The sequence below is a fragment of the Bacillus sp. EE-W1 genome (genome assembly GCF_009760835.1).
Taxonomy (GTDB): Bacteria; Bacillota; Bacilli; order Bacillales; family Bacillaceae_G; genus Bacillus_A; species Bacillus_A wiedmannii.
On the sequence record NZ_WIPE01000125.1, the window covers coordinates 1 to 21,092 of the forward strand.

Here is a 21,092-nt window from a genome sequence, read left to right on the forward strand (position 1 = left end):
TAATCAGTGGGGGTTTTGTTCATCCCCACTAATTATTAGCCTTCACCAATCGGGCTTTTACAAGCAGTTGATCGCCCATCTAACTTCTTTGCTTTCGCTTAATTTTTAGGTGAGGATCTTACTGCCCGGCAAATAGCGGGGCAAATCGTAAAAAAGGAACGAATTTCGTTCCTTTTTTTATTACCCTCTATATTTCTCCTCAAAATACTTCCTTTCTCTGCAAATTCGAACAAAAATCGACAAATTCTTTTCAATTTCCTTACAAAATTGTAACCTTTCTATATCCAAATTTATGCTAAAATGGTACGAGCTACATGCTAATAACGATGCGAAGGTGATAATCTATATGAAGAAAATCTTGTCTATTTTACTAGCGCTTTTATTGCCAATTTCTTCCTTAGGAGTAACAACATCCCATGCCGAAGAAAAAATACACATTGAGGCGGCAGCTGCACTTTTATTTGATGCAGATACAGGAAAAATACTGCATGAACAAAATCCAGATGAATTACTAGCTATTGCTAGTATGTCAAAATTAATTGTTGTTTATGCCGTATTAGAAGCAATTAAAGAAGGAAAAATTACTTGGGATACAAAGGTAAACATTTCTGATTATGCTTATGAAGTTTCACGTAATAATGAATTCTCTAACGTTCCGTTTGAAAAGGGACGTCAATATACTGTAAGAGAATTATATCATTCTATCGTTATCTTCTCTGCAAACGGATCTAGTATTGCCTTAGCAGAACTTCTTGCACGAAGTGAGAAGAATTTCTTGAATCTTGCAAATGAACATGCAAAAAAACTAGGGTTAAAGAAATATAAATTTGTAAACGCTACTGGGTTAAATAACGCTGACTTAAAAGGAAAACACCCTGAGGGAACGGATCCGAATGGAGAAAATTCCATGTCAGCTCGCGATATGGGTATGCTTTCAAAAGCAATGATTACAAAGTATCCAGAAATGCTAGAGGATACAAAACAAAGATTTAGAAACTTCCCAGATAATCATCCGAAACCAATTCGTATGGAAAACTGGAACTGGATGTTACCAGGTGCTGCTTTCTCTTATGAAGGAACAGATGGTTTAAAAACTGGTAGTTCTGATACTGCTGGATACGGATTCACTATTACAGCAAAACGTGGTGACTTACGCCTCATTTCAGTAATTATTAAAACAAAATCAATGGACGAGCGTTTCACAGAATCTCGTGAATTAATCGAATACGGATTTAATAACTTTGAGAAACAAAAATTAAAAATAGATAAAAATAATACAATTCCTGTAGTAAAAGGGAAAGAAGATCAAGTGACTGTTACACCGGAAAAAGAAATAACAGTAATTGCGAAAAAAGGTAGCAAAGATCCTTATAAAATTGGGACTGAAGTAGATAAATCTCTTGCTGAAGATGGACATTTAGTTGCTCCTATTAAGAAAGATGCCAAAGTAGGCTCAATTACTTTAGAATCAACTGATAAATATGGTTTCTTAGACGGTAGTAAAAGTATGAAAGTTACTGCAAAAACGACAGAAGAAGTTGAAAAGGCAAATTGGTTCGTATTAACAATGCGCTCTATCGGAGATTTCTTCTCAAACTTATGGTCTAAAGTATTTTAATGATGGAAAGCTAGCTCACGCTAGCTTTTTTTATTTTCCTCTCTCCATGTAAAACTTCGTTTGGTTGTCATATCTGAGTCCTTTTTCTCATACGTATGAACTAGTAATCGTTACACACTTCATCTAGAAATAAACCTCTTTCCACAAGGTATTCCAAAAAGAGAGGTGACACATAATGGGTGTTATTGCTTATAACGAAGAAGATGTAAAGTTATTAGCTAGACTGATGCGTGCTGAAGCCGAAGGAGAAGGACAACAAGGAATGTTAATGGTCGGAAACGTAGGGGTAAATCGTGTCCGCGGAAATTGTTTAGATTTTAAAAAAATACGTAATTTACGTCAAATGGTTTATCAAAATCCTGGCGGTTTTGAGGCAACGCAAAAAGGGTATTTTTATCAGCGTGCAAGAGAACAAGATATCGCATTAGCAAGGCGAACGATTCAAGGACAACGTTTTTGGCCTGCAAATTTCGCCTTATGGTTTTTTAGACCTGAAGGTCCTTGCCCACCAACTTGGTATGACCAACAAAACTCTGGACGTTTTAAAAAGCACTGCTTCTTCCAACCATCTGCCGGGGATTGCCCTAGCGTATATTAAGGAATGAAAACGAGGAGGGATTTTTGAATGGCACAGCAACAAAACCCGTATTATGGAACAGGTTTTTATCAACCATCTGGAACTTATGCACAACAGCAACAAATGACCCCACAGCAACAGCAACAACAGCAAGCGATGCAACAACAAGCTGCGCAAGCTCAATATGCCGTCTCTCAAGGCATGTTACCATTAGAACAGTCGTATATTGAAAATATTCTTCGCTTGAACAAAGGCAAGCAAGCCACCGTAGTAATGACTTATGAGCGTGGTAGTTCACTCGGTACACAATCTTATACAGGTATTATTGAGGCAGCTGGACGTGATCACATCGTTATTAGTGAACCGCAATCGGGGAAACGTTTTTTACTACTAATGATTTACTTAGATTATGTAGAATTCCCAGAAGAAATTATGTATTTACCTAGTCAACAAGCAACTTATGCTCCAAGACCATAAAAAAAAGCTGGCATATGCCAGCTTTTGTTTTTTATAACCCTTTTACAACTGCAGTTCCGACTAAGATCCATGCCACAATAAACGCTACGCCACCAAGAGGTGTAATTGGGCCAAAGAACTTAATACCTGTCGTACTTAATGCATACAAACTGCCTGAAAACATAATAATTCCAGCTACCATAAGCCAGCCAGCAGTAGTTAAAAGTGATGATTGAATTTTATCCATCAATAAAGCAACTACGAATAGTCCACCGGCATGAAACATTTGATATGTAACGCCTGTTTTCCAAACTTCTAACATTTTTGCAGAAACTTTATTTTCTAAACCGTGTGCTCCAAAAGCCCCTAACGCAACAGATAGCCCTGCCGCAATACAACCTAGTAAAAAGAAAATTTTCATCTTAATTCCCCTTTTTTTACCTTTATCATAAGCAATTTTTTCATATAAGCCAAACGATTTATCTTCTAAAAATCAAATAAAGAATTACCGTTTGCGCCTTCTTCTTTTATATACACAGGTTCTCCAGAAACCGGCATAACTGGTTGAACTGTCGTCATAGGCTGAGATCCAATTACTTGTGATGGAATCTCAGGTTCTCTATACATAGAAGGCTCAGCTTGTTCATCTAATAATAAATCACATAACGCTCGCACAACTAATAAATGCGCTTTTGATTGTTGCCCTTCACTGCTTTTTGCCTTTGCAATTTCATTCGCCATTTTATTTAAAATCTTATCGCTCGATATTTGCATTCCTTGTCACCTCTTACTTTGTAGTTCTTTCTCAAATTGTCCTAGCTTCTCTACTGAACCAAACACTATTATCATATCATGTTCTCGTAGTTTTTCCTGCCCCGTTGGATTATGTATAACATCCCCATTTCTCAAAATCGCTAAAATTGTTACATCAAATTGATTTCTCACATCACTCTCTAGTAACGATTTACTAGCTAAAATAGAACCTTTGCCGACTGCAATTTCTTCAATTACAAATGACTGTTCCACGCCATATAGTACTGTATCAATATAATGAACTGTTAGCGGATTCGCAATACCTTTTGCAATATGAATTCCTGCCATGCTAGATGGATTAATCACCTTATTTGCCCCAGCACGCTTTAATTTGTCTTCAGTTTCCGGTTTTTCCGCCCTTGCCACAATTTTAATTGCATCGTTTAGCCCTCTTGCTGTTAATGTAATAAATACATTTTCAGCATCATTTGCTACGATAGCAACTAAACCGGCTGCCTTTGAAATTCCCGCATGATGTAACACTTGATCTTCCGTTGCATCTCCGTGTACATACAAAAGTTTTTCCTTCTCTAATATACTTTCATCTTTATCCACGACGACAAATGGAATTTTCTTTTCTTGCAATTCATGTACAACTTGAAGCCCCACTCTACCACAACCACATACGATAATATGATTTTGTAACTGTGCTATTTGTTTATCCATCTTCTTCCTCCGTACTGCATGAAATAAATTCCCTTCAATAATCATAGCTGCCACTACACCAATTGCATACGTAACAATACCGACACCAACAGGTATAATAAGAAGCGCAAAAACTTTTCCTGCCTGTGTTACAGGAACGGCATCTCCGTACCCAACAGTTAATACAGTAATCATCGTCATCCAAAATGCTTGAAACAAACTAATCTCTTCAATCGCCATAAATCCTAACGTTCCTAGAATTACAACAAAGGTCATACATATAACTGCTATCCATAATTGCTTCCGTGCATTCATATCGTGTTTCAACTCTTTTCTCTATCTACAATCTTTGCCAGTGGAAATGAAATACATATATACTAGATACGGAATCTATGAAAGAGGTTGATATAATGAAAACATTTCTTTCCGCCTTACAATGGGCGCTATTTATTTTAGCTGGGAGCCTTATTGTACCAATTAGCGTCGCAACTAATTATGGTCTCGATGGCGCTGAAGCTATTGCATTCGTACAAAGAACATTATTTGTTCTTGGCTTTGCCGGCCTACTGCAAGCTATATTTGGGCATAAACTTCCTATTCAAGAAGGTCCTGCAGGCCTTTGGTGGGGCATTTTCTCTCTTTATGCAAGTTTAGGTGTCGTATTATTTGGATCCAGCAACGAAACGCTTAAAGTACTTCAGTACGCCTTCCTATTAAGTGGTATCATTTGTATTATTCTTAGTGTTTTTGGACTCATCGATAAACTAGTGCGCTATTTTACACCGACAGTAATTGGAACATATTTATTTCTTCTCGTCGCGCAACTTAGCGGGTCCTTCTTAAAGGGAATGTTTGGTCTTGACGGACAACATACAGAGGTACAAGCTGACGTATTTATCCTTTCACTCATTGTTATTTTACTATCCTTTTTCATCATGAAGCTACCTATTATTGGACAATATTCCGTTCTTTTCAGTATCGTCTTCGGCTGGATATTATTCGCATGCTTCGGATTATCAAATCCAGTAACGCCTGTGACAGATATAATCCGTTTTCCGTCTCTATTTGTTTTCGGAATGCCTCGTATTGAATGGAACATGGCAATTACGGTAGTTTTCGTTACACTATTACTTCTAACAAATATGTTAGCAAGTATTCGCGTTGTGCAAAGGATTGTCTCTAAGTATGAAAAGAATGCAGCACCAGATCGTTTCAAACAAGCTGGTATTATAACAGGAATAAATCAATTGCTAGGAGGCCTTTTTTCAGCTATTGGACCTGTCGCGATTTCTGGATCAGCAGGATTTATTGCAACGACTAATATTTATAAACGACTCCCATTTATGTTAGGGTCAAGCTTTATTATTTTCGTTAGTATATTCCCAAAGATTACTTCATTCTTTGCGGCGATACCTGTCGCAGTCGGATATGCTGCCATTTACCCTGTATTTGCAAGCATGATTGGTCTTGCCTTTCGCGAATACGAAACAGTACAAGATAAAGAACGGTTATTTAAAGTAGCAGGTCTTTCAATCTTTACAGGAGTCGGAGTTATGTTTGTTCCAGCAGGAGCATTTTCTACACTCCCGCCGTTTCTAGCATCGTTTTTAAGTAACGGTCTTGTTCTTGGATCTGTAATGGCAATTTTGCTCGAAATACTATTTTCTCGTTCTACAGAAAAACAACCATCGTAAATTGGAAAACTTCCATTATTGCACTCTATCTTTAGAGTTGTTACGATAATGATAAAGTTAAACTTTAATCAATGAGAGCTATTCATCTTTACTAATGATTAGCTCTCACCGATCGGGCATTAGCAGTATAAATTATCATGGGCAATGTGCTCGTGATAATTTATACTAAAAATACAGAACTTCTCCTAGCTTCACATAAAGAAGTTCGATGTCTTACTATATATTCCCCAATATCTTCATAAAACTTTATTTCTATTTCAACAAAGAGAGGAATTTTCAATATGACTTATAAAATGATTGTTTTAGACTTAGATGATACTTTATTACGTGACGACCATACCATTTCACCTCGTACGAAAGAGGCTCTAATGACTGCACAAGAGCAAGGTGTAAAAGTTGTACTTGCTTCTGGACGTCCAACATTTGGTATGCGCAATGTAGCGAAAGAACTTCGTTTAGAAGAATACGGTAGTTTCATTCTATCTTTTAATGGTGCAAAAATTATTAACTGTAAAACAAGCGAAGAAATCTTTAGTAGTACGCTATCTCCTGAAATCGTTCACAACCTATTTGAAATTAGTAAAACTGAAGATGTATGGATTCATACTTATATTGGCGATGATATCGTAACAGAAGAAAATAATCCTTATACTGAAATTGAGGGTGATATTACTGGTATGCCAATTGTTGTAGTAGATGACTTTAAAGCTGCTGTTAAAGAGCCTGTAGTAAAAGTATTAATGAATAAAGAAGCTGAACGACTTGTTGTAGTAGAAAAGAAACTACAAAAACAACTAGAAGGCCAATTAAGTGTTATGCGTTCTAAACCATTCTTCTTAGAATTTACTGAAGCCGGTGTTACAAAAGGAACAAGCTTAAACCAACTGATTCAAAAACTTGGCATTAAGCGCGAAGAAGTTATCGCAATGGGCGATAGCTATAACGATCAGGCAATGATCGAATTCGCCGGTCTTGGTGTTGCAATGGGCAATGCACCAGATGATATTAAAGAAATTGCAAACTACGTAACAGATACAAATATGAACGATGGCGTTGCAAAAGTTGTAGAGAAGTTCGTACTAAAAAGAGAAGCACTTGTTTAATATTTTCACTCATAAAACCTATTTGAAGTCAAACACTTCAAATAGGTTTTTATTTAAATTCTCATGCTTTTGTGACTATATTTTGAACTTTGCACTATTCTCGTAGTGTAAACTTTCTTTTTGTATATAATGGAACAAAATAGACTATTTTATTTTGAAAAAGAATACAAATTTACTATATACAAGTATACATTAAAGGAGGCTACTTCATGTTATCTACACCAATCGGACGATTAAGAGCAATCGGCTTAATTGAGGGGATTTCTTTCCTATTACTATTATTTGTAGCAATGCCATTAAAATATTTTGCAGGATTTGCAACAGCCGTTAAAATTACAGGTATGGCTCATGGTGTTTTATTTATTCTATTCATCTTTGCGGTAATTCAAGTAACAATCGTACACCGCAAATCAATTGCATGGGCACTTGGGGCATTTGTTTCATCAGTTATCCCATTCGGTACTTTTGTACTAGATGCAAAATTAAAGAACGAACAACAATAATAGCAAAAAGGTAGTTAACGACTGTTAACTACCTTTTTTATTTACAAATTTGGAATTTCCCAATCAATTTCTCTCTCGCCCATATTAGCTAAAATCGTATTTACTTTAGAGTATGGCTTACTACCAAAGAAACCACGTCTTGCCGATAATGGGCTCGGATGTACAGACTCGATAATATGATGCTTCGTATTCGTAATTAACTTTTTCTTCGCCTGTGCATGACGTCCCCACAATATGAAAATAACCGGTTTTTCACGTTCATTTAATAGCTCAATTACACGATCTGTGAAATGCTCCCAACCTTTTCCCTTATGAGAATTGGCTTCACCTTGTCGAACTGTTAATACCGTATTTAATAATAAAACCCCTTGCTCTGCCCACTTTACTAAATAACCGTTATTCGGGATTTCATAACCATATTCATCTCGAAGTTCTTTATACATATTTAGCAATGACGGTGGCGTTTTAATGCCGGGCTGTACTGAAAAGCTTAAACCATGTGCTTGATCCGGTCCATGATATGGATCTTGCCCTAAAATAACGACCTTTGTATTTTCATAACTTGTATACTCTAGAGCGCTAAAAATATCTTCTATCCTTGGATAAACAACATGTGTACTGTACTCTTCTTTCAAAAAATCAGCCAGCTTACGATAATATTCTTTCTCAAATTCTGGTGCCAATAATGGCTCCCAATCATTTTTTAAAACATTTTTCATGCTTTCACTTCCCGTCCAATTAATTCACCATATCCTGTTTTGTAAATACTACAAACGAAATAATAAGGGATATAACTGCCCAAACCGTTAAATTCATTAAAGAGAACCCCATCGATAAGCCTTGTAATGCAGGTAATTTTCCTGATAGATAGTCTGTTAATGATAAATTCACACTAAAAATATATTTCGCACCCTCCCAAGATGTTGCAAACGAGCTTAAAATGCCACCTGCGATTAATGCGGCTAACATAACGCCCATACCGGCTGGTGTATTTCGAATTAAAACAGAAACCATAAATGATATAGTTCCGACAACGATAGCAACAAACCAAGCTAACCCATACGCCATCAAGACGTATTGCCACTGCGGAATAAGGTGTACAAAATTCGTATTTAACGTTTCCTTATCAATAACAAACCCAGTTAAAACAGGCAAATTCCATCCCGAGTATCCAAATACAAGCCCAGATAATATGTAAGCAAACAAACCGACAAGAAGCAGTATGAGTGAAATGAAAAATAACATCGTCACGTACTTACTAAGAAGTATTTTCCAGCGCCGAATCGGCCGTGTAAGTAGCATCTTCATCGTTCCATCACTTCGCTCTCCTGAAACAATATCGATAGCGACAATCATTACGAGAAGCGGAATAAACAATGTAATTCCTTGCTCAATAAACGACCTTACAAAAGTGGGTGCACCCGGTGCCATCGGGTTAATATCATGATCTAAATAATATTGTTGCTGCTCCACTCTTACCTTTAGCCAATCACGCCATTCTTCTGGTAGTCTAGAATTGTTCAAGCGGTTTTGAGAATCAACAATTTGTTGTTGTAATGAAACTTTCCAATCCGTCGTACCGAGCCTTTTTTGTGTCGTTTCTACTTCACGATACTGCGCATACACGAAAAGTGGGATCAAGATTGCTAAAATAAGCATGACAACAAAAATACGTTTCTTACGATAAATTTTTTCCGATTCATTTAAGACTAGATTCGCAAATTCACGCATGCTGCTCACCCCTTGTGAGTTCAATAAATAAATCTTCTAGCGTAAATACAAGCTCCTTAACGCTATGTACATCTATCCCGTTTTCTACAAAATGTTTATTCCAATTACTTATAGATGCGATATTCATGCGGCATAGTAATCGATCACCTTCTATACTCACTTCTCTTACTTCCTCAGCATCTTCTAGCATATTTTTCGCCTTAGAAATCGGTGTAACAATCCATTCTACACGATCACTTGCTGTTTTAATTAACTCTTCAACCTTGGCAACTGTTATCATCTTTCCTTTATGAATAATAGCAACGCGATCACATATCATTTGCACTTCACTTAGCAAATGACTTGAAATAAACACACTCATATTTTCTTCTTTCACAAGCTTATGTATAAATTCCCTAAGTTCTCTAATCCCAGCTGGGTCTAAACCATTTGTTGGCTCATCTAATATGAGCAATTTTGGATTTCCAAGAAGCGCTTGCGCAATACCAAGACGCTGTTTCATACCGAGTGAGTATGTTTTTACCTTATCGTGAATTCTTTCATCTAAATGAACCATTTGAGCAATTTCAATAATACGTTCATCTGATATACCACCTAACATACGGGCAAATTGTTTTAAATTTTCCCATCCCGTTAAATAGGTATACAGTTCTGGGTTTTCAACGATACTCCCAATTTGACGCATCGCTTCTCTGAAATTTTCCTTAATAGAATAACCGCCGATAGAAATCGTGCCTTCTGTTTCTTTAATCAATCCAACTAACATTCGAATTGTAGTTGTTTTTCCGGCACCATTCGGCCCTAGGAAGCCGAACACTTCCCCTTGTTTTACATCGAAGGAAATATTCTCTACAATTGTCTTCTTTCCAATTACCTTCTTCACGTCACGTACGGAAAGTATCGTCGTCATTTTACCCCTCCTTGTTCTAGTTTTAATTTACTCGCAACATTTTGAACTAATCGGTCCGCCATATATGTATATCCTATTTCATTCGGATGGAAATGGTCGGAGTATAATAAATCTTTCCCACGGTTTTGGAATAAATCAAATGTCGGTGTAATATACACATTTTTATCATTTATCGCTAATTTTTCTAAAGATGCATTCCAGTCTACAACGATGTTTGAAGAACCTTTTAAATCTTCTACATCTTCAAAAGGATTGTATAAACCAAGCCAAAAAATAGGGCTATCTGTATTTAACTTACGAATTTCTTCTATTATTTTCTTCGCTTCATTTTGGAACGTCGCTGTATCAGGACGGTATGTTTCTAAATCTATCTTTTCAAGCGATTCCCACCCTGGAAATAAATCATTTCCTCCAATTGTTAAAACGATTACATCTGCTTGCTTAATTGAATATTGAGCGCCACTACTCTCAATTTGTTTTAATAGGTCGGGCATTTTTGCACCACTAACAGCTAAGTTTGTTAATGCAACCTTTTGCTTATAATCTTTTTGTAAATCTTCTTTCATCCGTCCAACATAGCCAATTCCTTCTTTATCACCAACACCGCGTGTTAATGAATCACCTAAACTAACGATTTGTAACGTTCCCGTTTTCTTTTTCTCTTTTGCCACTACATCGGTCTTTTTAATTAAATTTGAAGCTTTCGGATTTAATACATCATTTACACCTGAAACAAAGCCATATGCAAATAAACAGAAAGATGCAATTGTAATGAGTAGAATTACTTTTACTACTTTTGATCTCATATCAAAACCCCTTTTAGCCCTCATAGATTGTCCATAATTATACCAAACGCAATTTTGAAAAGCGATTTTCAAACCTTATCTATTATGTTGTTTCCCTATGTACTAATTCTGGCAATAACTCTACGTGCCTTATATCGATTTGCTCATCATTAATCTTTTCATATAATAATTCAAATGCCTTCACACCAACATTTTTACTACAATACGAAATCGTCGTAATGCCTAAAATATCTGCCACATCTTGATCATCACAACCGATAATCGTAATATCTTCCGGAATACGAATGCCTTGTTTTTTCGCTTCCGTTACCATCCCCGCGGCAATATGGTTGCAAGATACAAGAAACGCTGTTGGTTTTACTGACATACGTGTCCATTCCCTAATCACATTACGCCCATCTTCCACTGTAAAACAGCCTTTAAACTTCCAAGCCTCTATCGGTGTTACAGCAATCTGTTGAAGCGAATCTTCATATGCTTGTTTTCTTCTCTGACTATTAATGCTATTACTTCTTCCAATGCAATACCCAATACTTGTATGGCCCGCATCTATTAAGCTTTTCATTCCGCGCGAAAACACTTTATAGTAATCAATATGCACACTCGAAATGAAATTCGAGTCGATTTCTTCGCACATAACAATAGGGCCGAATTTCGTATATTCTTCAAGCTTTTCCTTACTATTCGCCCGCGAACATATAATAACCCCATCAAGTTTTTTCATTTTTAACATATTTAAAATTTCTAATTCCCTTTCCTCACTATAATTCGTCTGACAAAGCATCATATTATAATTATTCTTTGCTGTTTCCTTTGATATTCCCTCGATAATAGCGCTATAATATTGATCATTTACGTGCGGTAATAAAACGCCAATTACATTCGTTTTTCCTTTCACTAAATGAATTGCATTCACATTTTGCGTATAATTTAATTCTTCTATAATTGCTAAAATTTCTTTTCGTTTCTGTTCATTCACATATGGATGATTATTTAGTACACGTGAAACAGTTGAAACAGATACCCCAGCAAGCTCAGCAATCTTCCTTATATTCGTCATCTCATTTTCCCCTTCCCTGCAAAAATTCTCCCTTGACCTGGTAAGCTTTCCACAATATATCCTTTCCTAGCAAATACATTTTGAAAGGATATACAACTATGCTTCGATTCAAATTAGAATATATATTTTTCATTGGCGGTCTACTCACTCTCGCCATCGGTATTAATATGATGACGACAATTACTTCCTTTGGACTTAGCCCTTATGATTCCTTCTTTATTGCACTATATCAAAATTTCGGGATAAGTATCGGTTTTTGGATTTTCATGATTAACTTTGCATTTACTCTTATCGTACTCTTTTGGAATAAAAAACAAATAACAATTGGTACAATTGTAACGATGGTTCTTATTTCTCTTTTTGTTGATTGGATTGGTTCCATTCCAACTATTATGGACGCTATCCGTTCTCTTCCAAAATATATAACACTTATTTGCGGAAATCTATTCGTTGGAGCTGGGATTGGTCTTTACGTCTCTACAAACCTTTGCGCAGCACCTCAAGAAGCTTTCGTTTTAACGGTTGCTGAGAAAAAGAAATGGACATTTAGAAGAACAGAAATTTCGTTAGCGTTTTTATTTTTAACATTAAGCTTCCTATTAGATGGACCTATCTATTTTGGAACAATCATCTTATCCTTTACAACAGGCTGGATTATCCAAGCATTTATTCAAATTGGTACGAAGATTTTAAATAGAAAAGAGCCTATTAAGCAAGCTGCTTAACAGGCTCTTTCTGTTTTATGAGAAGAGATACTACTTAGCATCCCCTTCAATTCGATAGTTTGCTTTCAAACAATCTATTTCTTCATACCCTTGCAACGTATGTAGAATATAATCATAATCAGCAAGAGACGCACGATGCGTCACAATTACAATTTCAGCCTTCCCTTTCTCTTCAAGCGGCATTTGAATAATCTTTTCAAAGCTAACGCCACGCTCAGAGAATAATGAAGTAATTTTTGCAAATACACCAATTTCATCTTTTACATGAAGTCTTAAAAATTTCTTCACAACAATTTCTTCTCGCTCTTTTAATACTTTTTTATACTGCGGGGATACCGCACTATTTCCGTTTACACCTAATCTAATATTTTGCATTACAGCTACTAAATCTGAAACAACAGCTGTTGCTGTCGGTAAACTTCCTGCACCTGGTCCATAAAACATCGTTTCTCCGACCGCTTCACCATACACATATACAGCGTTATATTCGTTTTGTACGGCCGCAAGAGGATGTGTATTTGGAAGTAGTGTCGGTTCAACCGTCACCTCTAATTTTTCACCATCTCGCTTCGCAAGACCGATTAATTTAATCGTGTATCCTAAACTCTTACTGTATTCAATATCTTCTTCTGTAATAGAAGTAATCCCTTTTACCTTCACATCTCCAAGCTCTACATTTGTAGAAAAACCAAGGGTAGCCAAAATCGTCATTTTTCTCGCTGCATCTAAACCTTCCACATCTGATGTTGGATCTGCTTCTGCAAATCCAAGTTGTTGGGCTTCTTTTAACACGTCGTTATATGCTCTCCCTTCATCTGACATTTTCGTCAAAATAAAATTTGTCGTTCCATTTACAATTCCCATTACTTTCGTAATAAGATCTGAAGAAAGTCCTTCTACGATACTTCGTAAAATCGGAATCCCTCCGGCTACACTTGCTTCATAAAACAAATCTGCTTTATTATCTTTTGCTACCGCTAAGAGTTCCGCCCCATGTAACGCCATTAAATCTTTATTGGCAGTCACAACATGCTTCCCGCTCTGTAAGGCTTGCAAAATATATGCTTTTGCATCATCAATGCCACCCATCACTTCGATGACAACGTCAATATTTGGATTATCTAAAATTTCATTTGCATCTTGTGTTAATAGAGTAGAAGGTACCTCTACCTCTCTCTCTTTTTCAATATTTTGTACTAGTACTTTCGTTACTTTTACAGGACAACCTACTTGGTGGATAAGCCGCTCTTGATGATCTGTAATGATACGAACTACACCACTCCCAACTGTCCCAAGACCTAATAAACCAACTTGAATTTCTTTCATAATACTGTCCACCCCTCAAAAATTGTGTTTAGATGAAATTATATGAGTAAAAAATCTGAAAAACAATGTTTTTTGAACATTCGGAAAAATATAAGTTAATCTTTACAAAGAAAACGTTGCCACGTGTTACACAATCTTTTTTTATAATACATAAGGGGTTTCTTGATACACGTAATAATTCAGCCAATTAGAGAATAATAGATTCCCATGGCTTCTCCACCTTACAAGTGGTTTCTCATTTGGATTATTATGCTTAAAATAATTTTTCGGCACATCAATATTTAACCCTTTTTGGCGGTCCCGTTCGTATTCTTGCTTTAACGTATCACAACTATATTCACTATGCCCGAGCGCAAACACTTGCCTTCCTTCTTGCCCAATGACAAGGTGAACACCTGCTTCCTCAGAATTTGCTAATAATGTTAAGTCTGTCACCTCTCTAATATCACTCTCTCGTACTTCTGTATGACGAGAATGCGGGGCAAAAAACAATTCATCAAACCCTTGTAACAATTTCACATGTTGCTCTCGAACTTCATGTTCAAATACACCGAACATTTTTTCCTTAAGAGGATACTTTGGAACACCATAATGATGATACAAGCCAGCCTGTGCCCCCCAACAAATATGAAGCGTAGATGTTACATTCTTTTTTGAATACTCCATAATACGTTTAAGCTCTTCCCAATAATCTACCTCTTCAAAAGAAAGAGTTTCAACTGGTGCTCCTGTAATAATAAGTCCATCAAATTTCTCATTCTCAATATCACGAAATGTTTTATAGAAACTCGTTAAATGGTCCTGCGCTACATTGCGAGACAAATGTGATTCCATATGAAGTAAGTGAACATCTAATTGCAACGGTGTGTTGCCAATTAAACGAAGTAATTGCGCTTCTGTTTCTTGCTTTGTAGGCATTAAATTTAAGATAGCAATTTTCAATGCCCGGATATCTTGTGTTTCTGCTCGCTCCTTCGTCATTACAAAAATATTTTCCTTCTGCAACACTTTGCGAGCTGGTAAATCTCTATCAATTATGATCGGCATGTTCTTTGCCTCCGACTAGCGCTGCTTCTAAATCTGCAATAATATCAGAAACATCTTCTATACCAACCGATAAACGAATTAAATCTGATGTAACGCCAGCTAGACGCTGATCTTCAGCACTTAATTGTCTATGCGTTGTGCTAGCAGGATGTATAACACAAGTTCGTGCATCCGCTACATGCGTTACGAGAGTTGCTAGTTTTACATTTGCGATAAATTCTTTCGCTGCTTCTAATCCGCCCTTAATGCCGAATGTTAAAACACCACTAGCACCTTTTTTCAAATACGTTTGTGCTAACGAGTAATTTTCATTGCTATCTAATCCCGGATAATTCACCCATTCAATACGTTCATGGTTAGCAAGCCACTTAGCAACTGCGAGAGCATTTTCACTATGACGCTCCATTCTTAAATGTAGCGTTTCTAAGCCGATATTGCTAATATACGCATTGAATGGGCTCATACAGTTTCCATAGTCTCTTAATAATTGAACACGTGCCTTCACAATATACGCTGCTGCACCAAAATTTTGAACGTAACTTACGCCGTGATAACTTGGATCCGGTTCAACAAGTTCAGGATATTTCCCATTTGTCCAATCAAAGTTCCCTCCGTCAATGACAATGCCGCCTAAAGAGCTTGCATGACCATCAATATATTTCGTCGTAGAATGAACGATAATATTTGCTCCGTGCTCAAATGCTTGGCATAAATAAGGAGTTGCTAATGTATTATCCACGATAAAAGGTACTTCTAACTCTTTCGCTGCATCTGAAAATTCTTTGAAATTTAAAACGTTCATCGCTGGATTTCCTAACGACTCTGCATAAACAAGTTTCGTCTTATCATTAGCAAGGGCCACAATTTCATCAACACTTAAATTCGGATTAAAGAACGTAACGTCAATACCAAGCTTACGCAAACTCACTCCAAATAAATTAAACGTTCCGCCATAAACTGTGGAAGAACAAAGCAAGTGGTCTCCGCTACTACAAATATTTAAAACAGCAAGCATAATAGCAGCCTGCCCAGAAGCCGTTGCAACAGCTCCTACACCACCCTCTAAATCCGCTAACTTTTGCTCAAATGCAGCTAAAGTAGGATTTCCAATACGCGTATATATATATCCTTCTGCCTCTAAATTAAATAGCGCTGCTAAATCATCTGAAGTATCGTATTTATACGTTGTACTTTGATAAAGTGGCAAAACACGCGGTTCACCATTCTTTGGTGTATAGCCACCTTGCACACAAATTGTTCCTTTTCCCCATGATTCTCCCATCTCTCATTCTCCTTTCTTTTATACAAAATAAAAAACTGCTCCTTTCCTGAAAACAAGAAAGGAGCAGTTTGAAAACACGCTCTAAAGGCTCTTTCTTATCTTTCAGGATTATTACCTGCAGGATTTGGCACAATTCCGTTATACGGCTGTTGCCAAGGTTTCATCGGGCCTGTCCCTCCACCTTTTCTTGATAAGACTATGCAATTACCGTTGATTTTATAGCAATAATTTCCTAATGTCAAACAGTTTTTCTGAATGTTCTAAATTAAATACAAAGAATTTGACATGCATAACAAAAGAAATATATTCCATATCCATTTGAAAAAGACCTTTTAAAACCCACGATTACTATATAAAATTAAGTAAGTAGTTTAACTGTATACATTTCAAATTCTCACGAGACCTCAATATATTGAATAAGCCCACCTCTCAAAAAGATACTATACATATTCCTTTCACAGTAGCATATTTAATCCTTTCGACATTAAAACTTACATAACGGAGGTATAACATGACAAACACAAAGGACATGCACTATATACTCGTCCTATACGGCATTCTTTTAGGCTCTATAGTAGGAGCTACAGTCTGGCTATTTTTAGTTACAATAAATATCGGCATTCACTTTATTTGGGGATACTTACCTACTATTTTCTCTTCTCCCCCGTATTACACTATTTGTGTAACAACTATCGGTGGTATTCTCGTTGGTTTAACCCAAAAATACTTCGGCATATATCCACGTCTTATGCCGGAAGTGATGGGTGAATATAAAAAAACTGGTAGAATTGAATACCGTTTTGTACATAAAGCTACTTTAACTGCGATTATCGTTTTAATATTTGGAGCTAGCTTAGGTCCCGAAGCAGCACTTGTTGGAATTATCGGTGGACTTTGTACATGGGTAGGGGATCGCTTTACATTTGCCTTAAAAGGAATGAATGAACTAACAGAGGTTGGAATTGGCGCTACTTTAAGTGTAATTTTTAACGCGCCATTATTCGGTTATTTAGCTCCAAATGAAAATGAGGGTGAGCAAATTAACGAATTTTCTAAAGGAAAAAAAGCAATTGTATATTTAGCTACCACTTTCGCTGGCTTTTCCGTTTATTTATTACTTAGTAAATTCGATAATCGCGGATCCTTTATCGTTGATTTTGGGGAAGGTTCCCTTTCTCTTAATGAATGGATCGCCTTTCTACCACTTGCTAGTATTGGTGCTATAGTTGGTTTCTTTTATTTCAAATTTGAATTCACATTAGAGAAATTAATCCATCCCTTCAGGGAATACAAACTATCACTTGGAATTATCGGTGGTATTTTATTAGGAATTACAGGAACTTTTCTCCCGTACACGTTATTCTCAGGAGAACATCAATTAAAAGATTTAGTCGTTGAATGGAGTCATTTATCTTTCTGGGTACTACTTCTTTCAGGTGTTTTAAAATTATGTATTACTGCCGTTTGTTTAAATACAGGTTGGCGCGGTGGACATATTTTCCCAATTATATTTGCTGGATCTAGTATCGGATATGCTATAGCTTCCATTATCCCGATAGATCCAATCGCTTCGGTAGCCATCGTCACGACAGCAATTTCAAGCTATGCATTAAGAAAACCAATTGCTATAACATTACTATTACTCATGTTTTTCCCGCTCAATTTACTATTACCGATGCTTGGAGCGGCAGCGATTGGTAATGCATTTCCACTTCCTAAAAATAACGAAGCTGCAAACGAATAAAAATAGGCAGTAGGGACAAAAGTTCCACTGCCTATTTTTATTACACACGTTGCTTCAATAACGCGTATAACTCTTCAAAATTTTGTACTTCATATGTTGGCACAATCTCGCTATTATTTGATTTCTTTTCTGGATTAAACCAACAAGTATCAATTCCCGCTACATATCCACCTTTCATATCAGCACTTAACGAATCCCCAATAATGAGCCCTTCTTCAGGGGAAAAATTAGGAATTCGTTCAAAAACATAATCAAAATACTCTTTCATCGGCTTTTGGAATCCCGTATCTTCAGAAACGAAAATATCTTTAAACAAGGCATGTAATCCTGCATTACGTAAACGTTTATCTTGCGTCTTAGAAATACCGTTTGTCACTATATATAAATCGTACTCACTTTGAATTTGACTTATAAATTCAAACGCACCTTGCATAAGTTGGTCTCCTTCTTCTAAGTAGCTACGATAATTATTTTCGAATAATACTCCATCTACTTCTTCCCCGTACTCTTTAAACAAAATTGAAAACCGCGTATTTACAACTTCATCACGGTTCATTTCACCTTCCTCAAAAGCATCCCAAAGACTTTTATTAATTTTTTTATAGTGCCCTTCAACCTCGCTAGTTAGAGGAATCCCTTTCTCTTCAAACAGCATACGTAACGCCATTTTCTCCGCCTTCTGAAAATCTAACAATGTATCATCTACATCAAATAGCAATGTTTTATATTTTTTCATAAGCCCTTCACACTCTCTTTTCTACAAAAACAAATTTACGTAAATCGTATCATTCCTTCTTGTAAACATAATAGGAGATATCTCATACTAAACATGAGGTGAAAATATGAAAGTCAGCAAAAATAGCGAAGAAATCTCTCATTACATGCAAACTTACAACGTCCATACTCTTTTTTCTTTTAATGTCTTACCGTATGCTGAACTACATTCCTTTCAAAAGAGAGAAAGGATATGTAATGAAGGCGTTGATGTTCCTTATCTTTATTACTTAATTTCCGGAAAAGCGAAAATATATATGAGTCACAAAAACGGGAAGGTCTCCTTAATTAACTTTATTCAAGCACCTTCGTTCATTGGAGAATTAGGGTTAATTGGCGTGGAATCCGTTACGAAAACGGTGGAAGTGATTGAAGATTGTATGTGCTTAGCGCTCCCTCTTAAAGATTGTCAGCATCTTTTATTGCAAGATGCTACCTTTCTACAGAAACTATGTAAATTTATCGGCGAAAAAACAATTAGCCGAACAGAAAGTTACGCCAAAAACAATAGTTATCCGTTCGAAAATCGATTAGCGGCTTTTATTCTATTAACAGAACAAAATAACAGTTATACAGAAAAACATACCGAGGCTTCGGAATACTTAAATGTCAGCTACCGCCATCTTTTATACGTATTAAACCAGTTTTGCCAGCAAAATTACTTAAAAAAAGACGGAAGAACCTATTACATACAAGATCGAATTCAATTAGAAAAACTGGCTGATGAACTTAAAATATAAAAAAGTAGCATTAACGTTTATCTGTTAATGCTACTTTTTTCGAGTGACGATTCTATTTTCAATTAAAATTTACTTGCCACTTTAGCTGCTTCTTCAAGACCAGCTGTAATGATTTCTTCTGCTTTATCTGGGAATTGGTTATGTCCTTCAATAACTACTGTTTCCATATTTGTTGCACCGAAGAAGCCCATCATGCTTGCTACATATTTAACAGCCATTTCTACTTCAGCTGCTGGACCTTCAGAATATACGCCGCCGCGCGCGTTTAATAATGCAATCTTCTTATCTCCAATTAGACCAACTGGACCTTCTGGCGTATATTTAAACGTTTTGCCAGCTCGGTTTAAATAATCAATATATGTGTGTAGCACTGCTGGAATCGTTAAGTTCCATAATGGGAAACCGAAAACGACTTTATCAGCTTCTAAAAATTGATTTAAATACTTATCAGCAACTGCTACTGCTTTTGCTTCCTCTTCAGTTAAATCAAATCCTTTACCTGCTTTGAATGTACCATTAATCATATCTACGCCTACATATGGTAATTCTTCTTTATATAAATCAAGTTCTACTACTGTATCATTTGGATGTGCTTCTTTATAGTTTGCTAAAAATGCCTCGTATAATTTCACACTAACTGCTTGTTCCGCTGGGCGGTTGTTTGCTTTTACAAATAAAACTGTTGCCATTGTTTTTCCTCCTAGTACTCACTCTTCTGTTGTTATATGCTTTCAAAAAAGGTATCCCTTGTAATTGTTGTTTTGTTGCTTACAAACATATTTTATCTTTATATCAAGACAATTTCGTCCTCACATAGACGTATTTTTCCATAAAAAAAGTCCACCTTCTAAAGGCGAACTAGGTCTTACGACTTTTGTCTTATACAATTCCATTTTTCACTGCATATAATGCTGCTTGCGTGCGATCAGATAAATTCAACTTACTCAAAATACTACTTACATGAGCTTTTACCGTTTTTTCTGTAATAACTAAAACAGAAGCGACCTCTTTATTACTCATTCCTTACGCTAATAGCTTCAACACTTCATTTTCTCTCGCCGTTAGCACATCCACTTGAATAGAAGGTTCTTCTTCCTTTTCTTCCACAGGTAATGTTTGAGAGAGAAGAGTATTTGCTATATCTGGATGTAATTGAATATTACCTTTATATGCGCTTCGAATAGCTTCAACAAGCTGATCGGGTTCTACATCTTTTAAAATATACCCACTTGCCCCCGCCCTTAACGCTGGTAAAACATGCGCCTGATCAGAAAAGCTAGTTAATACAATTACTTTCACATTTGGATATTCTTTTTTGATGCACGCCGTCGCCTCGACACCATCCATTTCGGGCATATATAAATCCATTAATACAACATCAGGATTCGTCTCCCCTACTTTCACTAACGCTTCTTTCCCATTATTTGCTTCTCCAACTAACGCTAAATCTTCCTGTGTACTTAAGAAAAATGCTAATCCTTTTAAAACAACTGTATGATCATCAACTAACAATACTTTTATTTTCACAAACTTCCCTC

General features: G+C 36.3%; 22 protein-coding genes, 1 pseudogene and 1 riboswitch. Of the genes and pseudogenes, 9 read left to right on the forward strand and 14 right to left on the reverse strand.

Annotated features, from left to right (window positions below; translation table 11 throughout):
- Positions 1-346 precede the first annotated feature (346 nt).
- The 3 genes from GFJ36_RS27520 (at position 347) to gerQ (ending at position 2,672) form a co-directional block, all read left to right on the forward strand.
- The gene (locus GFJ36_RS27520; RefSeq protein ID WP_097890094.1) at positions 347-1,618 is read left to right on the forward strand and encodes a serine hydrolase; all 1,272 of its coding nucleotides are present in this window, start codon (positions 347-349) and stop codon (positions 1,616-1,618) included.
- A gap of 175 nt (positions 1,619-1,793) precedes the next feature.
- Entirely contained in the window at positions 1,794-2,216 is a 423-nt protein-coding gene (cwlJ, locus tag GFJ36_RS27525) for a cell wall hydrolase CwlJ (RefSeq protein ID WP_000538157.1), read from the forward strand.
- Between the two features lie 27 nt (positions 2,217-2,243).
- A complete protein-coding gene (gerQ, locus tag GFJ36_RS27530; RefSeq protein ID WP_000068635.1) occupies positions 2,244-2,672 on the forward strand; it encodes a spore coat protein GerQ in 429 nt (142 codons plus the stop codon).
- Positions 2,673-2,703: 31 nt separating this feature from the next.
- Here the strand turns inward: gerQ and GFJ36_RS27535 are convergent, their stop codons facing one another.
- The 3 genes from GFJ36_RS27535 to GFJ36_RS27545 form a co-directional block, all read right to left on the reverse strand.
- Positions 2,704-3,072, reverse strand: coding sequence for a DUF423 domain-containing protein (locus GFJ36_RS27535; RefSeq protein WP_000688322.1), 369 nt, complete (start codon positions 3,070-3,072; stop codon positions 2,704-2,706).
- A gap of 65 nt (positions 3,073-3,137) precedes the next feature.
- Complete coding sequence (locus tag GFJ36_RS27540; RefSeq protein ID WP_001167358.1) at positions 3,138-3,425, reverse strand: YwdI family protein; 288 nt, start codon at positions 3,423-3,425, stop codon at positions 3,138-3,140.
- A gap of 6 nt (positions 3,426-3,431) precedes the next feature.
- A complete protein-coding gene (locus GFJ36_RS27545; RefSeq protein ID WP_137034927.1) occupies positions 3,432-4,424 on the reverse strand; it encodes a potassium channel family protein in 993 nt (330 codons plus the stop codon).
- Between the two features lie 95 nt (positions 4,425-4,519).
- On the opposite strand from GFJ36_RS27545, the gene GFJ36_RS27550 reads away from it, so the two are divergent.
- From GFJ36_RS27550 to GFJ36_RS27560, 3 genes are all read left to right on the forward strand, one after another.
- On the forward strand, positions 4,520-5,803 hold the full coding sequence (locus GFJ36_RS27550; protein ID WP_141542727.1) for a purine/pyrimidine permease: 1,284 nt from the start codon (positions 4,520-4,522) through the stop codon (positions 5,801-5,803).
- A gap of 281 nt (positions 5,804-6,084) precedes the next feature.
- Entirely contained in the window at positions 6,085-6,906 is an 822-nt protein-coding gene (locus GFJ36_RS27555) for a Cof-type HAD-IIB family hydrolase (RefSeq protein WP_087981923.1), read from the forward strand.
- A gap of 209 nt (positions 6,907-7,115) precedes the next feature.
- Positions 7,116-7,409, forward strand: coding sequence for a DUF3817 domain-containing protein (locus GFJ36_RS27560; protein ID WP_000953389.1), 294 nt, complete (start codon positions 7,116-7,118; stop codon positions 7,407-7,409).
- Positions 7,410-7,450: 41 nt separating this feature from the next.
- Here the strand turns inward: GFJ36_RS27560 and GFJ36_RS27565 are convergent, their stop codons facing one another.
- The 5 genes from GFJ36_RS27565 to GFJ36_RS27585 are packed head-to-tail and all read right to left on the reverse strand — an operon-like array spanning position 7,451 to position 11,916.
- The gene (locus tag GFJ36_RS27565) at positions 7,451-8,128 is read right to left on the reverse strand and encodes a uracil-DNA glycosylase (protein WP_088608213.1); all 678 of its coding nucleotides are present in this window, start codon (positions 8,126-8,128) and stop codon (positions 7,451-7,453) included.
- 19 nt (positions 8,129-8,147) lie between these two features.
- Positions 8,148-9,140 (reverse strand): ABC transporter permease subunit, encoded by a 993-nt coding sequence (locus GFJ36_RS27570; protein ID WP_088608212.1) that lies wholly within the window; start codon positions 9,138-9,140, stop codon positions 8,148-8,150.
- Positions 9,133-10,050, reverse strand: a complete 918-nt coding sequence (locus tag GFJ36_RS27575) for an ABC transporter ATP-binding protein (RefSeq protein WP_088608211.1) — start codon at positions 10,048-10,050, stop codon at positions 9,133-9,135. The genes GFJ36_RS27570 and GFJ36_RS27575 overlap by 8 nt, the downstream gene beginning before the upstream one ends.
- Positions 10,047-10,928, reverse strand: a complete 882-nt coding sequence (locus GFJ36_RS27580) for an SGNH/GDSL hydrolase family protein (RefSeq protein WP_176546129.1) — start codon at positions 10,926-10,928, stop codon at positions 10,047-10,049. Before GFJ36_RS27580 ends, GFJ36_RS27575 begins: the two co-directional genes overlap by 4 nt.
- A 10-nt stretch (positions 10,929-10,938) precedes the next feature.
- Positions 10,939-11,916, reverse strand: coding sequence for a LacI family DNA-binding transcriptional regulator (locus GFJ36_RS27585; protein WP_088065057.1), 978 nt, complete (start codon positions 11,914-11,916; stop codon positions 10,939-10,941).
- Between the two features lie 98 nt (positions 11,917-12,014).
- On the opposite strand from GFJ36_RS27585, the gene GFJ36_RS27590 reads away from it, so the two are divergent.
- Positions 12,015-12,641: a YczE/YyaS/YitT family protein gene (locus GFJ36_RS27590; protein WP_088065058.1), complete on the forward strand. Its 627-nt coding sequence runs from the start codon at positions 12,015-12,017 to the stop codon at positions 12,639-12,641.
- A 30-nt stretch (positions 12,642-12,671) separates the two neighbouring features.
- Here GFJ36_RS27590 and GFJ36_RS27595 read toward each other — a convergent pair whose 3' ends face one another.
- From GFJ36_RS27595 to GFJ36_RS27605, 3 genes are all read right to left on the reverse strand, one after another.
- Complete coding sequence (locus GFJ36_RS27595) at positions 12,672-13,967, reverse strand: homoserine dehydrogenase (protein WP_088608209.1); 1,296 nt, start codon at positions 13,965-13,967, stop codon at positions 12,672-12,674.
- 141 nt (positions 13,968-14,108) lie between these two features.
- The gene (metA, locus tag GFJ36_RS27600; protein WP_048542768.1) at positions 14,109-15,014 is read right to left on the reverse strand and encodes a homoserine O-acetyltransferase MetA; all 906 of its coding nucleotides are present in this window, start codon (positions 15,012-15,014) and stop codon (positions 14,109-14,111) included.
- The gene (locus tag GFJ36_RS27605) at positions 14,998-16,296 is read right to left on the reverse strand and encodes a bifunctional O-acetylhomoserine aminocarboxypropyltransferase/cysteine synthase (protein WP_097890091.1); all 1,299 of its coding nucleotides are present in this window, start codon (positions 16,294-16,296) and stop codon (positions 14,998-15,000) included. The genes metA and GFJ36_RS27605 overlap by 17 nt, the downstream gene beginning before the upstream one ends.
- A 92-nt stretch (positions 16,297-16,388) precedes the next feature.
- Positions 16,389-16,493, reverse strand: a riboswitch (SAM riboswitch).
- 314 nt (positions 16,494-16,807) lie between these two features.
- Between GFJ36_RS27605 and GFJ36_RS27610 the strand changes: the two genes are divergently transcribed.
- Positions 16,808-18,040 (forward strand): chloride channel protein, encoded by a 1,233-nt coding sequence (locus GFJ36_RS27610; protein WP_088065060.1) that lies wholly within the window; start codon positions 16,808-16,810, stop codon positions 18,038-18,040.
- Between the two features lie 40 nt (positions 18,041-18,080).
- Here GFJ36_RS27610 and GFJ36_RS27615 read toward each other — a convergent pair whose 3' ends face one another.
- Complete coding sequence (locus GFJ36_RS27615; RefSeq protein WP_048542774.1) at positions 18,081-18,776, reverse strand: YjjG family noncanonical pyrimidine nucleotidase; 696 nt, start codon at positions 18,774-18,776, stop codon at positions 18,081-18,083.
- A gap of 106 nt (positions 18,777-18,882) precedes the next feature.
- On the opposite strand from GFJ36_RS27615, the gene GFJ36_RS27620 reads away from it, so the two are divergent.
- Positions 18,883-19,554, forward strand: coding sequence for a transcriptional regulator YeiL (locus GFJ36_RS27620; RefSeq protein WP_087981907.1), 672 nt, complete (start codon positions 18,883-18,885; stop codon positions 19,552-19,554).
- 62 nt (positions 19,555-19,616) lie between these two features.
- Here GFJ36_RS27620 and GFJ36_RS27625 read toward each other — a convergent pair whose 3' ends face one another.
- Positions 19,617-20,243, reverse strand: a complete 627-nt coding sequence (locus tag GFJ36_RS27625; protein WP_000246726.1) for an FMN-dependent NADH-azoreductase — start codon at positions 20,241-20,243, stop codon at positions 19,617-19,619.
- A gap of 190 nt (positions 20,244-20,433) precedes the next feature.
- Positions 20,434-21,081, reverse strand: a pseudogene (locus GFJ36_RS27630) (response regulator).
- Positions 21,082-21,092: the final 11 nt, after the last annotated feature.